Here is a 17,152-nt window from a genome sequence, read left to right on the forward strand (position 1 = left end):
TTCGCCCGGATCGCCGCCCTGCGCTACACCGGCGGCGAGCGAGTGCAAGGATGGTTGCCGGAACAAGAACCAACGTTTCCCGGGTGCTCCGCCGAGACCGGCGGGGTGGACGAAAGCCGCGACCCGCGACGAATGTCCGCCGGGTACACACTCAGAGGAGTCAGAGGACATGGCCTTCTCCGTCCAGATGCCAGCCCTTGGTGAGAGCGTCACCGAGGGCACGGTGACCAGGTGGCTGAAGCAGGAAGGAGACACGGTCGAGGTCGACGAACCACTGCTCGAAGTCTCCACCGACAAGGTCGACACCGAGATCCCGTCGCCGACCGCGGGCGTGCTCTCCAAGATCGTGGCCCAGGAAGACGACATCGTCGAGGTCGGCGGTGAACTCGGTGTGATCAGCGATGCCGACGAAACCCCCGCCACCGCTCCTGCGCCCGCTGCCGAACCCGCCGCCCCCGAACCGGCGCCCGAGCCCGAACCCGAGCCGGCCGCGCAGGCCCCCGCTGCCGAGGCACCCGCCCCGGCCGCCGCGCCTGCCGCCTCCGCCGCGTCCGGCACACCCGTGAAGATGCCCGAACTGGGCGAGTCGGTCACCGAGGGCACCGTCACCCGATGGCTCAAGGCCGTCGGTGACACCGTCGCCGTCGACGAGCCGCTGCTCGAGGTGTCCACCGACAAGGTCGACACCGAGATCCCGTCGCCGGTCGCGGGCACGCTGCTCGAGATCACGGCGCAGGAAGACGACGTCATCGATGTGGGTGGTCAGCTGGGTGTGATCGGTAGCGGCGAGCCCGCAGCCGCCGCACCGGCTCCGGAACCCGAGCCCGAGCCCGCCCCGGAACCCGAGCCCGCTCCGAAGCCCGAGCCCGCTGCCGCGGCGCCCGCTCCGAAGCCCGCACCGGAACCGAAGTCGGCACCGGCGCCCAAGCCCGCGCCTGCCGCGTCCGCGCCTGCCCCGGCATCGTCGAACGGCAGTACCCCGTACGTGACCCCGCTGGTCCGCAAGCTGGCCGACGAGAACAACGTCGACCTGTCGAGCATCACCGGTTCCGGTGTCGGCGGCCGCATCCGCAAGCAGGACGTGCTCGCCGCCGCCGAGGCCAAGAAGGCGCCCGCCGCCGCACCGGCTCCGGCCGCTGCCGCAGCACCGGCCGCACCCGCGGCCAAGCAGTCCGCCGCCCCGAAGCTGGCCGCCCTCGTCGGCACCACGCAGAAGGCCAGCCGGATTCGCCAGATCACCGCGACGAAGACGCGCGAATCGCTGCAGAGCACCGCGCAGCTGACCCAGGTCCACGAGGCCGACGTCACCAAGATCGCGCATCTGCGTCAGCTCGCGAAGGCTTCGTTCAAGGCACGCGAGGGCGTCAACCTCACGTACCTGCCGTTCTTCGCGAAGGCCGTCGTCGAGGCGCTCGGTGTGCACCCGAACGTGAACGCGTCCTACAACGAGGACACCAAAGAGATCACCTACCACGCGTCGGTGCACCTGGGTATCGCGGTCGACACCGAGCAGGGCCTGCTCTCGCCGGTCATCCACAACGCCAGCGACCTGTCGCTGGCCGGGCTGGCCCGCGCGATCGCCGACATCGCCAACCGCGCGCGCACCGGTGGGCTCAAGCCCGACGAGCTGTCCGGCGGCACCTTCACCATCACCAACATCGGTAGCGAGGGCGCGCTGTTCGACACCCCGATCCTGGTTCCGCCGCAGGCGGCCATGCTCGGCACCGGCGCGATCGTCAAGCGCCCGGTGGTGGTGACCGACGAGGCCGGTGGCGAGTCCATCGGCGTGCGCTCGATGGTGTACCTGCCGCTCACCTACGATCACCGTCTCATCGACGGTGCCGACGCGGGCCGGTTCGTCTCCACCATCAAGCACCGCTTGGAAGATTCGGCGTTCGAGGCCGATCTCGGCCTGTAGCCGAGGAATTCGATGAAGGTGGTCATCGCCGGTTCCTCCGGCCTGATCGGGACGGCGCTCGTCGCGGCACTACGCCGCGACGGGCACCAGGTCTCCCGCCTGGTCCGGCGCCCCGCCGCCGCGCCGGACGAATTCACGTGGGATCCCGCGCGCGCCCAGCTCGACGAGCGGGCGTTGCGCGGGGCCGACGCGGTCGTGAACCTCTGCGGTGTGGGCATCGCCGATCGCCGCTGGAACGGCAGCTACAAGCAGTTACTACGTGACAGTCGCATCACCCCCACCGACGTCCTGGCCACCGCCGTCGCCGCCGCCGGGGTGCCGACGCTGGTCAACGCCAGCGGCGCGCACTACTACGGCGGCGAGACCGGTGACGCCGTCATCGACGAGACATCGCCTGCCGGAACAGATTTCCTCGCCACGCTGTGCCGGGACTGGGAAGCCGCCACCGAACCGGCAGCCGAAGCGGGCGTGCGCACCGTGCTGATGCGCAGCGCCGTGGTGCTGGCCCGCAACGGCGGCATGCTCGCCAAACTGCACCCGCTGTACTGGGTCGGCCTGGGCGGACGCCTCGGCAGTGGCCGCCAGTACCTTCCGTGGATCTCCCTCGACGACGAGGTCGGCGCCATCGTCTTCGCGCTCACCCATCCCGAGATCTGCGGCCCGATCAACGCCACGGGCCCCGCGCCGGTCACCAACGCGGAATTCACCCGGGCCCTCGGCCGAGCCCTGCACCGCCCGACCCCGTTCCTCGTCCCCGGCTTCGCCTTGCACGCCCTCGTCGGTGAGCTGGCCGCATCGATTCTGCACGGGCCGCGCGCCATTCCCGCGGTGCTGGAAGAGGCCGGCTACACCTACCAGCACCCGACCATCGGCGCCGCGCTGACCGCCGCCGTCGGCCCCCAGTGAGGCCACCGTGCTGATCCGCGACGCCGACAAGGCCGACCTGCCCGCCGTACTGGCCATCCACAACACCAACATCGCCGAGTCGACCGCGATCTGGGACACCGACGAAGTCGACCTCGACGACCGCCTCACCTGGTTCACCACCCGCACCGAGGCCGACATGCCGATCCTCGTCGCCGAGATCGACGGCGAGGTGGCCGGCTACGCCTCCTACGGCCGATGGCGCCCCAAAACCGGCTACCGCTTCACCGTCGAGAACTCCGTCTACGTCGACAACCACTTCCAGCGCCGAGGCGTAGCCACCACCCTGCTCACCGAATTGATCGCGCGCGCCATCGATTCCGGTCGCGTGCACGCCATGATCGCCGCCATCGAATCCAGCAACAGCGCCTCGATCGTCCTGCACGAACGCTTCGGCTTCCACACCGTCGGCGAGCTCCCCGAGGTCGGCCACAAATTCGGCCGCTGGATGGACCTCACCCTCATGCAGCGAAACTTCCCCATCCAGCCGTGATTCACTGTTGTCCATGTGCGACAACGACTTTCACCTACCTGCTCTTCCTTCCGACGTGCCGCATCCGGAGACTCTGTGGACCTTCGGAGTGGTCAAGGCCGCGTTGTCGGCAGGGATGGACCAAACATGGGCGAAGTTCGCCCACATCGCCGAAGACGGCTCCCTCTTTCTCGACCTCGAGGGCAACTGGTGGCGGCTGGCGCGGTTCGACTGTGCCCGTTTTCTGCTCATCGGCTCGAACTTTCGCAACACCGTGGACTTACGCGACATCCCACTGAATTTGTTCGCGGACGCACCGGCCGCACTGCCGTGGGAGTGGATTGCCGACATCGAATCCGTCGGTGGTTCCGATTCCAGATCGAGCCCCTTCAGTTTCGCGTATTGGTGGGACGGTGCACGGTGGGCACGATCGAATTACCCGGACTCGGTCGACGCCGATGGCGTCGAGGATGCGATCCGCGGCTATTGCTGCTCCGAGCAGGCCGCCGCCGACCTCGACGAACTGCTCCGGTGGATGTGCGCCGATTTGCCCGCGGTAGCCGACGGTCATCTGCGAGAACTGTTGGCCACCGCACTGGAACGGAGAGTCGAGCAATCCCACCTTGCGCCTTTCGCCGACCTCTCGTTCGATATCGCCGCGGTCTCGGAGACCCTGCGCGCCGGCGGCATTTTGGCGAACAGCGCTGTCGCCGTCGCACCGATGCCCGCGGGAACATCCGTGCCCGCCCACCGTCTTCGAGTACCGCGAATCGATGATCGGCAGTGGTGGCAGCTCGTCGAGACAGCGATGCACGCGGCTACCGACCTCGGGCGACCCACTCCACCGGATTCCGACGAACTCCGCGCGCTACTCGACTCGCTGCGCGGCACAGCCGACGAGCACGGTGGTTCGATCACATTCATCACCTGTATGGGTGGGGCCACCACTTATGACTTACGCACCGCTGACGGAACCCAGGTGATCCCCGAACAGCGAGTCCTCACCGAGGCGGAACTGCCCTACGGAACCGCCGGCCACACCGGACTACACAATGCCGAGGGCATCCCGATCGCTCCGGACCCGACCGACCTGGCCCACGAACTCCGCGCCGTGGAAAGCCATCGCCGACGAGGGACTTGGTTCCTCCTGCGCATCCGCGTGACCCCTACCGCCATCGATATCGAACGCGTGTACGACCACTTCCCCGAGTGGACGACCGGTTACCTCCGTTGCGCTGTTGGTCTCGACGTTTTCATCTCCGAGATGCGCCGTAGGTCGAACGAGTGGCGACCGGGCTGGACCTGGCTGCTCGACAAGAAGCTTCGCGACAACCCGCCCGTCGACGCGTTTACCCGCCCCGCATGGGCGCGATGACCGCACGTCGCCCCGGCAACCCGAGGGCGTAACGTCGCAAGGGTGAACGACACGCGCCCCACCGCGTCCGCTCGATTCGATACGACCCCGATCGTGGTCGAGGATCTCGGACTCATCGACTATCACGCCGCCTGGGAGCTGCAACGGCAAACCGCCGATCAGCGCGCCGCAGGCGAAGGCGCCGATCGGCTGTTCGTGCTCGAGCACCCGTCGGTCTACACCGCGGGCCGCCGCACCGAGGCCGAGGATCTGCCGATCGACGGCAGCCCCGTGGTGCAGGTCGACCGCGGCGGCAAGATCACCTGGCACGGTCCCGGGCAGCTGGTCGGCTACCCGATCATCCGCCTCGCCGAGCCCGTCGACGTCGTCCAGTACGTCCGACGCCTGGAGGAAGCACTGATCCAGGTCGTTACCGGTATGGGGATCACCTGCGGCCGCATCGAAGGCCGCTCCGGTGTGTGGCTGCCCGCCACCGAACTGCTCGCCGAGCGCAAGATCGCCGCGATCGGTGTGCGTGTGCAGCGCGGTGTCGCCCTGCACGGCATCTCCCTGAACTGCAATTCCGCCCTCGACGGCTTCCAGGCCATAGTGCCCTGCGGCATCAAGGACGCCGGCGTCACCACCTTGACCCGCGAACTCGGCCGCGAAGTCACCGTCGCCGAACTCAAGCCTCTCGTCGCCGCCGCGATCGTTGCCGCGCTCGACGGTGAAATTCCCGTTCGGCCCCATGACATTGATCGCACCACCGCCCCGGCGAACGCCAAGGCCCCGAGCGTAGAGTCGGTCCAGTGAGTTCCGTAGACGCCTCTGCCCCCGCCGGACGCAAGCTGCTGCGCATCGAAGCGCGCAACGCGGAGACCCCGATCGAGCGCAAACCCAAGTGGATTCGTACCCGCGCCACCATGGGCCCCGAATACACCGAGCTCAAGAGCTTGGTGAAATCCGAAGGCCTGCACACCGTGTGCGAAGAAGCCGGCTGCCCCAACATCTTCGAATGCTGGGAAGACCGCGAAGCCACGTTCCTCATCGGCGGTGAGCAGTGCACCCGCCGCTGCGACTTCTGCCAGATCGACACCGGCAAGCCCGCCGCCCTCGACCGCGACGAGCCCCGCCGCGTCGCCGAGAGCGTCCAGTCGATGGGCCTGCGCTACTCCACGATCACCGGCGTAGCCCGCGACGACCTCGACGACGGCGGCGCCTGGCTCTACGCCGAAACCGTGCGCGCCATCAAGGCCCTCAACCCCGCCACCGGCGTCGAACTGCTCATCCCCGACTTCAACGCCGACCCCGACCAGTTGGCCGAGGTCTTCTCCACCCGCCCCGAAGTCCTCGCGCACAACCTGGAAACGGTGCCGCGCATCTTCAAGCGCATCCGTCCCGCCTTCCGCTACGAGCGCTCGCTGGCCGTGATCACCGCCGCCCGCGCGGCAGGCCTGGTCACCAAGTCCAACCTCATCCTCGGCATGGGCGAAACCCCCGACGAGGTCACCGAGGCCATGCGCGACCTGCACGAAGCCGGCTGCGACATCCTCACCATCACCCAGTACCTGCGCCCTTCCCCCCGCCACCACCCCGTGGACCGCTGGGTGAAGCCGGAGGAGTTCGTCGAGCACTCCAAGGTCGCCGAAGAACTCGGCTTCGCCGGCGTCATGGCAGGCCCCCTGGTCCGCTCCTCCTACCGTGCGGGCCGCCTCTACGCCCAGGCGATGACCCACCACGGCCGCGAGATCCCCGAAGCCATGGCCCACCTCGCCAAGGAAGGCTCCGCTTCCCAGGAAGCCAGCTCGGTCCTGGCCCGCTTCGGCAGCTGAAAAGCGCTGGTCCACCCGGTTAAGCTGAAGGCATGGCGATCGATTTCGACTTGCTGATGCCACAGTTGCGGGCGCTGTGCGAAAAGTACGACGTTGTCGAACTGTCGGTGTTCGGATCTGTGGCTCGGGGATCGGATCGACCGGACAGCGATGTCGACCTGCTCTACCTGCTGAAGCCGGACACCGAGATCGGGCTGGAGTTCTTCGGCTTCCAGGAAGAGCTGGAGGACCTCCTCGGCCGAAAGGTCGACGTCGTTCCGAAGAAGTATCTGCACTGGTTCATTCGCGATGCCGTACTGGCGGAAGCGAAGGACCTGCATGTCGCGGCGTGAAGACCTGTATCTCGCCGACATCGTCACGGCCCACTACCGAATTGCCTCGTACCTCGAAAACCTCTCCTTCGCAGATTTCCAGAAGGACGATCTCCGCCAGGATGGCGTGATCCGGAGATTCCATGGAAGCTGGTGCGGGGCATGCGAAACATGCTGGTTCATCAGTACTTCGACGCCGACTTGATCATTGTGTTCAACGCCGCCACGAAGAGCGTGCCGGAACTGGCCGGCCGCGTCCTGGCGATCCTGACACAACGCGACCCGGACGAGGCCCAGCGCGTACTTGCCCAGAAGCCCTCATCGCTAGACTGAGCCTCCCCTAACTATTGTGGAAGGTCCCATGTCGAAGTTCGAGAACGTCTCCGTCAGCAAGAAGGCCAACGTCTACTTCGACGGCAAGTGCGTCAGCTACAGCCTCGAGATGCCCGATGGCGCCTCGGTGTCGGTCGGCGTGATCCAGCCGTCGTCGCTCACCTTCACCACCAGCGCGCCGGAGATCATGGAGCTGGTAGCGGGCCAGGCCAACGTGACCTTGGCCGGTACGACCGAGGCCATCACCTACCACGCGGGCGAGTCGTTCAAGGTCCCCGGCGACAGCTCGTTCGCCATCGAGGTCGTCGACACCATGCACTACGTCTGCTACTACGGCTGACGCCACCGGAGCGGGGCGACCGCATCGGTCGCCCCGGTTCGCCGGATCTACTTCACCTGGAACTCGTCCTTGTACAGGCGGTTGGGTCGCGGGGCGGTAGCCTCGCTCAATTCCACCTGAAAGTCGCTCTCGCGCTTGGTCCTCGGCCGGTAGCTGCCACCGAAGGTGATCATCACCGACCCACCCACACCGGTCGTACCCCGAGCCGAATTCGTCTCCCGGCCCGCGTTGAACACTGTCGCCACATCGCGCCCGTCGTTGCCGACCGCGATCTGGCCGTCGTGGAAGAACTGAACGAACGTCCCGTTGTCCGCACCAACGGTCGCGGCAACCGTGTGACCCTTTTCCGGGTCGAGCTCGAACTCCGCATCGCACTGCTGACGCCTGTCCACGGGACCGGCCGTCGCGAGCGTGCGCCCGATACCGAGCAGCACAGTCTCACCGAGCGCATTGTGCCGCTCGCGACCTTCTTCGGTCCACAGGTGGGTGGTCGACCAAACCTTCACGCGCCCGTCGTCGAAAAGCGACACCCGGTCGTCGGTGCCGTTGCTGATCAGATATTTCGCACTGTTGGGGGCCATACTCTCCATCTTCCCCGCTTTTGCGCGCCGAAATCACCGGTTCTGGTGAGCCGATCGCGCACAACGCTCTCCATGCCAGGTCAGAAGCTTTTGTGCGGTACACCAACGGTGAGCCCACCGTCCACCACGAACTCCGCACCGGTCGAATACGAGGACTCGTCCGACGCCAGATACGCCACCAGCGCCGACACCTCATCCGGTTCGGCCGCCCGCGCGAGCGGAATCTGCAAGAAATCCGCCGGGATTCCCTCGGTCATCGGCGTGGAAATCAGCCCGGGGTGCACCGAATTCACGCGAATCCCCTGTGGCGCGAGCTCCAACGCCGCCGACTTGGTGAGCCCACGCACCGCGAACTTCGTCGCCGTATACCCGTGCAGCCCAGGACTGCCCCGCATCCCCTCCACCGAGGAGATATTCACGATAGACCCGCCGCCGGCTTCTTTCATCGCCGGAACGGCCGCCTGCATCCCGAGAAACGTCCCGGTCAGATTGATATCGATAATGCGCTGCCACTCGTCCAACGCGAAGTCCACCAACAGATTCCCATTGACGATCCCCGCATTGTTCACCAGCACATGCAGCCCACCGAACTCCTCGACCGCAGCGGCCACGATCCCCGCCCACTGCTCCGGCTCCCGCACATCGAGATGCCGATACACCACCGCATCCCCGAGTTCCTCGGCCACCGTGGCGCCTTCGTCATCGAGTACATCCCCGATCACCACCGACGCCCCTTCGGCGACGAACCGCCGAGCATGCGCCGCCCCCATCCCCCGAGCCCCACCACTGATCACCGCGACCTTGCCGGCCAACCGTCCCATGTCCGCATGCTCCTTCGTAGAATCGAACCTCCTCACACCGTAGGAGGACGGCCCGCACGAATGGGCAGTATTGCTAGAACACGTTCCACTTTTGGTCGATGAAGGGCAGCGCACTCACAGTGCGTGCCGCGAGCCGGGATCAGCAGGCGATATTGGCCGCGCCCGACGACTTGAACGAAATGTGCACGTGGTCATAGTGATTCTGCGTCGGGCTGCCCCGATCCTCCATGTAGGACCAGCCGTTGCCATCGTTGTACCGCTGCTGCCAGATCACATACGTGACCCCGAAGCGCGCCTTGTTGGCCAGCACGAAATCGGCGATCGTATTGCCCAGCGCGGTATTCGACGTCATGACGTCGAGCGCCTGGCCCGCCCCATGGTCGCCGTCGTAGCGACCGTGCGCACCACCGATGTTCGAGACCCCGAACATCTTCTGCAACAGATTGCCGACCTGCGCCACGTGCGGCAGAGTCCCGTTGAACTCCGTCCCGCACAGAACCTTCACCTTCAGCGCCGACAATGCCGCCATCTCGTCATCGGCCCGGACAATCGGCCCCGGTTGCGGCTCATCGTGCATCGGCGCGGCGGCGATCGGATCGAGCTCGACAGCCGAGGTCGACAGCGGTTCGACCGAAGCCACCGCCTCGACCTGCGCGCCCGGTCGCATCACCATCATCAGCATGCCGGGAATGGTCGCCGCGAGACTGCATACGGCCAGCGGCATGCGACTCTTGGGAGCCGACGGTTTGCGATGCGAAGCAGTCACGATGTAGATCACCAGACGTTGTCGAGAACAGGTCACTGTAAGATTACGAAACGGTCGCGGAAATGTCACGCCCACACGCGCACTACACAGTCGGACCAGCATCTATCACCCAACGCGATCCCGCAATCCTTTCGCCGCGTGTCGTTACAACCGCGGCCTGTCGCGATGACGGCGGGCAATTCTCCTGGCGCTCACGTCACCGGTTCGAGGGGTAACGACGGATCGACGTCTCGGGATGCACCAGCAACCTCGAGGGGCGCCGGTAGACGGTTTTCGCGGATCGATCATCGGCGCGATCCCACCATCAGGGGGCCGGTCGGCAGTCGGGGTCGAGCTGCCAAACGAGCCCGATCGGCATGTTCACCGCTCAGGCGGTACCAGTGCGTCGGACCGCCTTCGCTTCCTTCCGACGGGCCGGATACCCCACCGAAGACGAGCGCCGCGTCAATGTCGGTGCCCCTTGCTACTTTTCGTGCATTCGATCTCCACGAGCTCAGCGAGGACGCATGACCGCCGAAACCACCTATCTCGAACTGTCCGACGACGCGGGCTCCTCGCACAAGTTCTACGAGGTAGTCGTCACCGGAACGCACGTCAATATCCGCTACGGCCGCATCGGCGAACAGGGCCAATCCAAGGCGAGCTCCTTCGCCGCCGAGGACAAGGCGAAGTCGGCCGCGCAGAAGAAAATCGGCGAAAAGGTCCGCAAGGGCTACGCCCCCGCCGTCATGGGCGCGCGCGAACGCCGCACCGTCACCCGCCGCAGCATCACCAGCCAGCGCTCCACCGCCAAGTCGGCCCCCGTGCTGTGGCGTTTCGACTCCGGCGCCGCCGCCTTCGGCATCTTCGTCGACGACCAGCGCTGCTGGGTCGGCAACGAGAACGGCGAGGTCTTCACCCTCTCCCCCGCCGGCGTCGTCACCAACAGCTACAAACTGCCCGACGCGGTCAAATGCATCGTCGCCGATGATTTCTGGATCTACGCGGGCTGCGACGACGGCCGCGTCTACGACCTGTCCGGCAAAGTCCCCCGCGCCGCCTACGACGTCTCCGCCGACGACGTCTACTGGCTCGACATCCACGACGGCATCCTCGCCGCCTCCGACGCCGCGGGCGGCCTGACCGTCATCGACCACGAAGAGGAATCCCTCTGGTCCGCGCGCAGCAAGGGCAACTCCGGCTGGATGGTCCGCGTCGACCCCACCGGCGTCTACCACGGCCACAGCGCCGGCGTCACCAAGTACCACCTGGAAACCGGTCGCTCCCAGTGGAATTCGTCCACCCGCGGCGCGGTCCTGTTCGGCTGGCAGGAATCCGACACCGTCTACGCGGGCACCTCGCACAACCAGGTCGAGGAGATCACCAAGCAGGGCACCGCCACCCGCACCTACCAGTGCGACGCCGCCGTCTTCTCCTGCGCCGCCTCCCCAGACGGCCGCTACGTCTTCGCCGGCGACTCCCACTCCTCGGTCTACTGCTTCGACGCCACCGGCACCCGCCTGTGGAAACTCGCCACCGGCTGCGGCTCCGCCTACTCCATGCAGTACCACGACGAAAAGCTCTACCTGGTCACCACCTCCGGCGCCCTGGCCTGCCTCGACGTCAGCGAATCCGCCATCCGCGACGCCGACCAGGGCGTCCTCCCCACCACCCGCTCGGTGAAAGCCCCCGAATTCTCCGCCGTAGCCCCCAGCACCACCCTCGAACTCACCACCGACGTCGGCACCGGCGTCATCGTCGAATGCCTCCAACACGGCGACTCCCTCCGCGTCCACGTCATCTCCCCCGGCTACGACCCCGGCTGGAACGTCCAATTCCCCCGCGACATCCGCCTAGCCGGCGCCCGCTACGTCGTCGACGCGGTCTCCGAATCCGCCCGCGGCGGCTTCTACCGAGTCCGCGGCGACATCCGCCGCCTGGGCTGACACCCCCACCGCGGCCCGACCCCGCCGCCATGCAAAGTCCGGCACCCATCGACTAGCCGACGACGACGGCCTGGACCCCGATCACCGAATCGGAACACACGCACGAACGTCGCAGCCCCACCGCCGGCCACGAACGACTACCGTCCGCCAGTCACGAGATGGCGGATGTGGCTGGTGGGGGGCTGCCTCAGACGTCGCCCGCATCGGGGTTCAACGCAGCCAGGGTGGCAAAGATCGGCACCCCCGGATCCGCCGTGATACCCCGCCCGCGCAGAAACGCATCGATCATCCCCCACACCAATTCATGCACCCTGCTGACGAATTCACCGGAATCCGGGTTCGCGTCACTCAGCCACAGATCAGTCAGCACGATCATCACACCGACGATCGCCCGCGCCAGATATTCGATCCCCTCGGCATCCAGCGGAATCGAATCCGCCACCGCCCGAGCCTTTTCCGCGAAGCGACCCGCCACCGCACCCGCGAGGTCGTACTGACCCGTCACCTCCTCGCGGTTCGCACTCGTTTGTGTCAGGAACCGGAAAACGTTGGGGTGGGCAAGAATTCCGACGGCATAGTCGGTAAGCGCACGATCGATGGCGGCGCTGGGTGGCTGCAACAGCAGGGTCAGGTCGGTTCCCGTCGCCGCGAACGCCGAGTCGGCGAATCGCGTACCGATGGCCGCGTAGAGGTCACCCTTGTCGGCGAACTGCCGATACAGCCGCGGCTTCGTGATCCCAGCCTCGACCGCGAAAGCATCCATACTCGGATAAGGCCCGTCCCGATCGAGCACCCGAATCGCCGCGTCGACGATGACATCCCGGCTCACCGGCGGAGGTCGTCGACTGGCACGGGTCACGGTCGAGAACGATACACGTACCAGCAGTACGATCGGGACTTTCCACACACCGCGAGCGAATGGCTCTTTACAGAAGGTATCGCGTACCGGCAGTATCGTTGCTCGTACCGGCAGTACGAACTTCCGGACATCGCATCGAAGGAGACGGTCCGTGTCGGATGCCCTGCGCCAACTCACCACAACACTCGGCGCCCCACCACCACCCGACTTCGCCACTCTCACCCCCGACGAGCTGGCCCTCCTCGACAACTACGTCCGCGCCGCCCTCGACCACCGCGAGGCCACCCTCGACGACGCCCTCGACTCCGGCATGCGCCTCATCCCCCGCCTAGCCCGCCCCGCCGTGAAGAAGGTGCTCGGACTGTGACCGCGACCCACCACACCACCGTCGAACTAGCCAAACTGGCCCGCGTCCTCGACCGCGACCCCGGCGACCTGGCCTTCCTCGCCACCCTCCCACCCGAGGCCCTACGCGAATTCCGCGACCAGATCACCGACCTCACCGCCCGCCGCGAAGCCCGTCGCATGCAACGCGTCGGCGCCGCCGCGAAAATCGTCCCCGCCCCCATCGCCGCCAAGATCGCCGAAGCCGCCTTCGGCCCCGTTCTGGCCGCCGCCATCGCAGGCTCGGTCGACCCGGCCCGCGCCGTAGCGATCGCCAGCGCGCTTTCCCCGGTTTTCCTCGCCGACGCCACCCTCACCCTCGACCCACGCCGAGCCGTCGAACTGATCGCCCAGGTACCCGCCCCGATGGCCGCGGCCGTCGCCCGCGAATTGATCAGCCGCGGCGACTATCTGACGATGGGCAACCTCGCAGGCTCGGTCCCCGACTCGGTCCTCCGCGCGGCCCTCCCCCACGCCTCCGACCTCGACATCCTCCAAGTCGGCTACTACCTCGAGGAAACCTCAGCAGCCGACCGCCTCCTCACCGTCGTCACAGACCGAGTCCCCGGCGTCATCCGCGCAACCCACAACGCAGGCGAATGGCCCAAAGCCATCACCCTGCTCGGCCTCCTGGGCCCCACTGAACGCTCCAAACTGGCCAACGTCGTCGCCGCCCAAGACGACGAAGTCATCGACGGCCTCCTCACCGCAGTAGAAGAAGCCGATGCCTGGGACACCCTCCTCCCCGTAGCCGCAGGCATGAACCCGCAATCCCTCCAACGCCTGGCCCAACGCCCCGCCATGCAAAACCCCACCCTCCTCACCAAAGTCGCCGACCTGGCCCTGACCCAAAACCTCTGGCTCTCCCTACTCCCCCTGGCCACCCACCTCTCCCCCACCCAACTCCACACCGTCGCCGCCCGAGTAGCCACCGAACCCGACGCCTCCCTGACCACCCTCATAGAACAAGCCCACACCGAAAACCACTGGCCCACCCTCCTCCCCGTAGCCCTAGCCCTCTCCACCCCCGACCGCAAACGCCTGGCCTCCCTCCCCGTCATGCACCGACCCGAATTCCTCACCGCCGCAATAAAAGCCACCGCCACTCATAACCTCTGGCCAGCAGCCCTCCCCCTCCTCAACAACCTCCCCACCACCACCCACGACACCCTCGCCACCACGATAAATACTCTCACCGACACCGAATTCCAAGCCGCGGTCCAAGCCGCGGTCCAAGCCGCGGTCCAAGCCGCCCCCGCAGCCGATTGCACCGCAACCCTGATACAAATCCTTCTCCGCCAAGACTTCGCCCCTCGATCCCGCTCCCTCACCCTCATCAACGAAGCCGGCAACCTGGAAACCCTTGTCGGCACCATCACCACGCGGGATCTCGCCCTTTGGGAAGGCTTGTCCGACATCCGCACGGAAATTCCCGGACACCTCCGCAATCTGCTCGCTGCACAGGCGACTCGATGCGGTCGACCAGAACTCGCGGATAACCTGACCGCCACCTGATCGTCCGGGCCTATTGGCATCTCGTGACGTCTAGTCGTGACGGACGCTCGCTCGCTCGCTCGGGGCATACATTGCGGGGCAGCGTGTTCTGCAACGAAGCAGGGGTCGGATGTCTACTGTCGACGATGGAGCGCCTCGAGCGACTCGCTGGTAGCGCCCACCTACCCTACGATCGACTCGTCCGGCTCGATCGTGGAATCGGTAGCCGCCGTTGGCACCGCCGTCATAATCGCAACCCGCGTGGCCTTGACCACCGCCCGCGCCATCAGTAAATTCCCGCCCGCCCCGATCGCCATGCCGAAACCGAATGGTGCGGCTTTGCCGAGCACGAGGATTCCCTGCCGGGTTCCGTACCGCGTCACAAAGTTGTGGCCCAATACCTTATTCGCTGACCTAATCGTTGCCGAAGGCACCGAATCAGCCAGCAACCGCCCCAAGTGCGGTCCTGTTCGTTCCGCCGCTTTGCCAAAGAACCCCGAACCCCCGCCGCCTGCGAGGACTGCGAGGACCACGGCCTTTTGATGCTCGAGGTCACCGAGGCGGATGCCGTGGACCTGCAGGACGGACAACACATGCACAACCGACGCGGTCAAGAACCAAGAGGCGTCTCCGGCCGTCAGCGCGAGCGCCGCGCCGGTGCCCACACCCGGTACCGCGGCAGTTGCGCCTGTCGCCGCGCCGGTCGCAGTCATCGACGACATGAAGGTCAGCTCGAGCTTCCGGGTCAGCTCCGACGGCGTCGCGTCCGGATTGCGGTCGCGCAGTCGTTCCACTCGCGCGACTATCAAAGGTTGTGCGGCAGATAGCGCACGGTCAAGCATCGACAGCACCCGTCCCGTTTCCGCACGGTCCTCAGCGGTGGTTGTGGTGTCGCCCTCGTGCGTCGGCTCATCATCGAGCCTCGCCGATTTAGCCCACTGATCTTCTGATACGTCGGGAGCGCCGTCCATAAGGCAATCGTGCCTCAATTTGCCGATACACGAAGGCTTCTCACCGTACTTCGGGTACGGAAGTGGCAGGGCTTACGTCCGCCCCGCCGACGAATCAGCCTTCCCTGAAAACCCCACCTGGGCAGAACTCAACCAGATCCTCACCGTGATCCCCGCCGGACGATGGACAACCTACGGCGATCTCGCCGTCCTACTCGGCACCGCGCCACGGCCCCTCGGCAACCGCCTCAGGTCCCCCCTGCCCCAACGCTCACCGAGTCCTCGGTTCCCTGGGCACCGTCTCCGAAGGCTTCAGCTGGCCTGACCCGCACTGCACCGACGACCCCCGGCAACTCCTCGAAACCGAGGGAGTCTGATTCTCCGCGTACGGCCGCTCCAGGCCCGCCGAGCTCGAGCAACTACAGTCTGACGGGGTGCCGGCCTGATGCGGTAACCGCATCGTGCGAAACAGCCAGTGCGACAAGCTAACCTAGTTTCCATATGCGGTTGGAGATCGTGATCGAGGGGTACATATGGGGCCAACACGGACAAAATCAGCAGTGGTGGCTGGCAGTCCGGTAGTTCAGGTACGGTTGGCGATCCTTCGCCCCGACGAAGTCTTTCTCGGGATGGTCCTCAGAGACCTGTCGAAGGAGAGGTCCTACTCGCAGTCTTGTCTCGACTGGCCGGACTCTAAACCGCGCCTAGCGATCATTGTCGCTCCGTCGACAACGCGTGATCGAGTCCCCGCTCGTCGGCATACAGAACGGATTTGGGGAGTCGGTATTGTGCGCCCCGCCCGCGATACCGACCGAGACCGGAAGGTGTTTCTATCCCAGGTGCGCGAGTTCCGCGACCGGGTGGATGCCCCGTCGCGCTGGTTCGACTCGGACAGCGTCGACCATCTGCCGGAAACCGGGCCAATCACAACTCGCGCGGACGCAGTGCTGACCGCCCTAGCCGAGCTCTCGTCTGACGTTGCAACAGCGGTGAAAGCGCTGGTGCTTCAACTCGATCACACTGTCGATTCGAGCGCGAACGGACTTCGGTGGCGAGACGAGCGTGACGCCGTCGCACTGTTCGCGAAAATCGCGGGCGTTTCCGCGAACGATTTTGTGCAGCTGCATAACTGGACGCCGCCCGCAGTTGGCGCGAGTTTCATCAGCGGGATGCGCGGCGACGCGGTCCAATCGGCATTCGGCGACGTTCGAGAGGACATCGCCAGCGACCTTGGTGGAGCTGGCGATCTAACGGTACGAACAGTCGTTGGCGGCGCTGGAAAGGCGACCAGCAGCAACTACCACCTGGAGTTGGCATCAGTCGTCGTGCCCCGCCCGGCCAGCGCAACCAGTGGCTCGATCGACGCCTACTACTACCACGATGACAGCGGTACCCTAATCACGCTGCGCTACGTCGGGCCCGGGTTGGCCCCGCTCGCACTGCCCCGTATTCGACACAGCCTCACCGAACTCCAAAACTTGCTTCGCGTCGCGGTCGACCCCGGTAGTCGGAGGCCCGACGATTACGGATTGGTGGAAGACCCGCTCTTTGTCCGCATTCATGCCGACGAACCGTTCACCACGGCTTTGCCGCAGACGAGCCCGGGCGCGATCTATCCCATCGAGCAGCTCTCTGCAGCCATCTCGTCCGATACTGCCTCCTACCAGTTGGACAGGCACCTGGTGCCGACTGACTTCGCCCGGCTAGCACGTGACGGTTGGTTTGGCGCGCGTGAGGTCACCCGGCGCACCGTCACCGCGATGGTGGCGATGTCAGCGGAGACGCTGGGGTGTGCAGTTCTGGTAGTCGACATGAGTCCTCGCCCTAGGGGCAACGGGCCCTAACTGCGGACGCGAACGCGATCAATCCGAAACGACAACCGAAGGAC

The 17,152-nt window shown here is 66.1% G+C and carries 18 protein-coding genes; 13 read left to right on the plus strand and 5 right to left on the minus strand.

The window, feature by feature from the left end; translation table 11 throughout:
- Window positions 1-169: 169 nt before the first annotated feature.
- From sucB to ACFWUR_RS27180, 9 genes are all read left to right on the plus strand, one after another.
- Window positions 170-1,918 carry a 2-oxoglutarate dehydrogenase, E2 component, dihydrolipoamide succinyltransferase gene (gene sucB / locus ACFWUR_RS27140; RefSeq protein WP_378910561.1) on the plus strand — a complete coding sequence of 583 codons (1,749 nt, stop codon included), beginning with the start codon at window positions 170-172 and terminating at the stop codon, window positions 1,916-1,918.
- A gap of 12 nt (window positions 1,919-1,930) precedes the next feature.
- Window positions 1,931-2,824, plus strand: a complete 894-nt coding sequence (locus ACFWUR_RS27145; protein ID WP_378910563.1) for a TIGR01777 family oxidoreductase — start codon at window positions 1,931-1,933, stop codon at window positions 2,822-2,824.
- A gap of 7 nt (window positions 2,825-2,831) precedes the next feature.
- Window positions 2,832-3,335, plus strand: a complete 504-nt coding sequence (locus ACFWUR_RS27150; RefSeq protein WP_378910565.1) for a GNAT family N-acetyltransferase — start codon at window positions 2,832-2,834, stop codon at window positions 3,333-3,335.
- A 13-nt stretch (window positions 3,336-3,348) separates the two neighbouring features.
- Window positions 3,349-4,689, plus strand: coding sequence for a hypothetical protein (locus tag ACFWUR_RS27155; protein WP_378910566.1), 1,341 nt, complete (start codon window positions 3,349-3,351; stop codon window positions 4,687-4,689).
- Between the two features lie 42 nt (window positions 4,690-4,731).
- Window positions 4,732-5,481 carry a lipoyl(octanoyl) transferase LipB gene (gene lipB, locus ACFWUR_RS27160; protein ID WP_378910568.1) on the plus strand — a complete coding sequence of 250 codons (750 nt, stop codon included), beginning with the start codon at window positions 4,732-4,734 and terminating at the stop codon, window positions 5,479-5,481.
- Entirely contained in the window at window positions 5,478-6,500 is a 1,023-nt protein-coding gene (gene lipA, locus ACFWUR_RS27165; protein ID WP_378910569.1) for a lipoyl synthase, read from the plus strand. The genes lipB and lipA overlap by 4 nt, the downstream gene beginning before the upstream one ends.
- A 32-nt stretch (window positions 6,501-6,532) precedes the next feature.
- Window positions 6,533-6,832 (plus strand): nucleotidyltransferase family protein, encoded by a 300-nt coding sequence (locus ACFWUR_RS27170; protein ID WP_378910570.1) that lies wholly within the window; start codon window positions 6,533-6,535, stop codon window positions 6,830-6,832.
- A 117-nt stretch (window positions 6,833-6,949) separates the two neighbouring features.
- Window positions 6,950-7,144 (plus strand): DUF86 domain-containing protein, encoded by a 195-nt coding sequence (locus ACFWUR_RS27175; protein ID WP_378910615.1) that lies wholly within the window; start codon window positions 6,950-6,952, stop codon window positions 7,142-7,144.
- 28 nt (window positions 7,145-7,172) lie between these two features.
- Window positions 7,173-7,484, plus strand: coding sequence for a pyrimidine/purine nucleoside phosphorylase (locus ACFWUR_RS27180; protein WP_378910571.1), 312 nt, complete (start codon window positions 7,173-7,175; stop codon window positions 7,482-7,484).
- 47 nt (window positions 7,485-7,531) lie between these two features.
- Here the strand turns inward: ACFWUR_RS27180 and ACFWUR_RS27185 are convergent, their stop codons facing one another.
- From ACFWUR_RS27185 to ACFWUR_RS27195, 3 genes are all read right to left on the minus strand, one after another.
- A complete protein-coding gene (locus ACFWUR_RS27185; protein WP_378910573.1) occupies window positions 7,532-8,065 on the minus strand; it encodes a hypothetical protein in 534 nt (177 codons plus the stop codon).
- An 80-nt stretch (window positions 8,066-8,145) separates the two neighbouring features.
- Window positions 8,146-8,886 carry a glucose 1-dehydrogenase gene (locus ACFWUR_RS27190; protein WP_378910574.1) on the minus strand — a complete coding sequence of 247 codons (741 nt, stop codon included), beginning with the start codon at window positions 8,884-8,886 and terminating at the stop codon, window positions 8,146-8,148.
- A 139-nt stretch (window positions 8,887-9,025) separates the two neighbouring features.
- The gene (locus tag ACFWUR_RS27195) at window positions 9,026-9,727 is read right to left on the minus strand and encodes a hypothetical protein (protein ID WP_378910576.1); all 702 of its coding nucleotides are present in this window, start codon (window positions 9,725-9,727) and stop codon (window positions 9,026-9,028) included.
- A 431-nt stretch (window positions 9,728-10,158) separates the two neighbouring features.
- Here ACFWUR_RS27195 and ACFWUR_RS27200 point away from each other — a divergent pair, with 431 nt between their 5' ends.
- Complete coding sequence (locus tag ACFWUR_RS27200) at window positions 10,159-11,577, plus strand: WGR domain-containing protein (RefSeq protein WP_378910577.1); 1,419 nt, start codon at window positions 10,159-10,161, stop codon at window positions 11,575-11,577.
- A gap of 187 nt (window positions 11,578-11,764) precedes the next feature.
- On the opposite strand, the gene ACFWUR_RS27205 is transcribed toward ACFWUR_RS27200, so the two are convergent.
- The gene (locus tag ACFWUR_RS27205) at window positions 11,765-12,406 is read right to left on the minus strand and encodes a TetR/AcrR family transcriptional regulator (RefSeq protein ID WP_378910579.1); all 642 of its coding nucleotides are present in this window, start codon (window positions 12,404-12,406) and stop codon (window positions 11,765-11,767) included.
- A 181-nt stretch (window positions 12,407-12,587) separates the two neighbouring features.
- On the opposite strand from ACFWUR_RS27205, the gene ACFWUR_RS27210 reads away from it, so the two are divergent.
- Window positions 12,588-12,803, plus strand: a complete 216-nt coding sequence (locus ACFWUR_RS27210) for a hypothetical protein (RefSeq protein ID WP_378910580.1) — start codon at window positions 12,588-12,590, stop codon at window positions 12,801-12,803.
- Entirely contained in the window at window positions 12,800-14,335 is a 1,536-nt protein-coding gene (locus ACFWUR_RS27215; RefSeq protein ID WP_378910581.1) for a hypothetical protein, read from the plus strand. Before ACFWUR_RS27210 ends, ACFWUR_RS27215 begins: the two co-directional genes overlap by 4 nt.
- 161 nt (window positions 14,336-14,496) lie before the next feature.
- On the opposite strand, the gene ACFWUR_RS27220 is transcribed toward ACFWUR_RS27215, so the two are convergent.
- Window positions 14,497-15,285 (minus strand): hypothetical protein, encoded by a 789-nt coding sequence (locus tag ACFWUR_RS27220; protein ID WP_378910583.1) that lies wholly within the window; start codon window positions 15,283-15,285, stop codon window positions 14,497-14,499.
- Window positions 15,286-16,103: 818 nt separating this feature from the next.
- Here ACFWUR_RS27220 and ACFWUR_RS27225 point away from each other — a divergent pair.
- Window positions 16,104-17,108: a hypothetical protein gene (locus ACFWUR_RS27225; RefSeq protein WP_378910584.1), complete on the plus strand. Its 1,005-nt coding sequence runs from the start codon at window positions 16,104-16,106 to the stop codon at window positions 17,106-17,108.
- The last annotated feature ends 44 nt before the right edge of the window (window positions 17,109-17,152 follow it).

Origin of the sequence: Nocardia sp. NPDC058633 (assembly GCF_042717045.1) — a bacterium.
Classification (GTDB): domain Bacteria; phylum Actinomycetota; class Actinomycetes; order Mycobacteriales; family Mycobacteriaceae; genus Nocardia.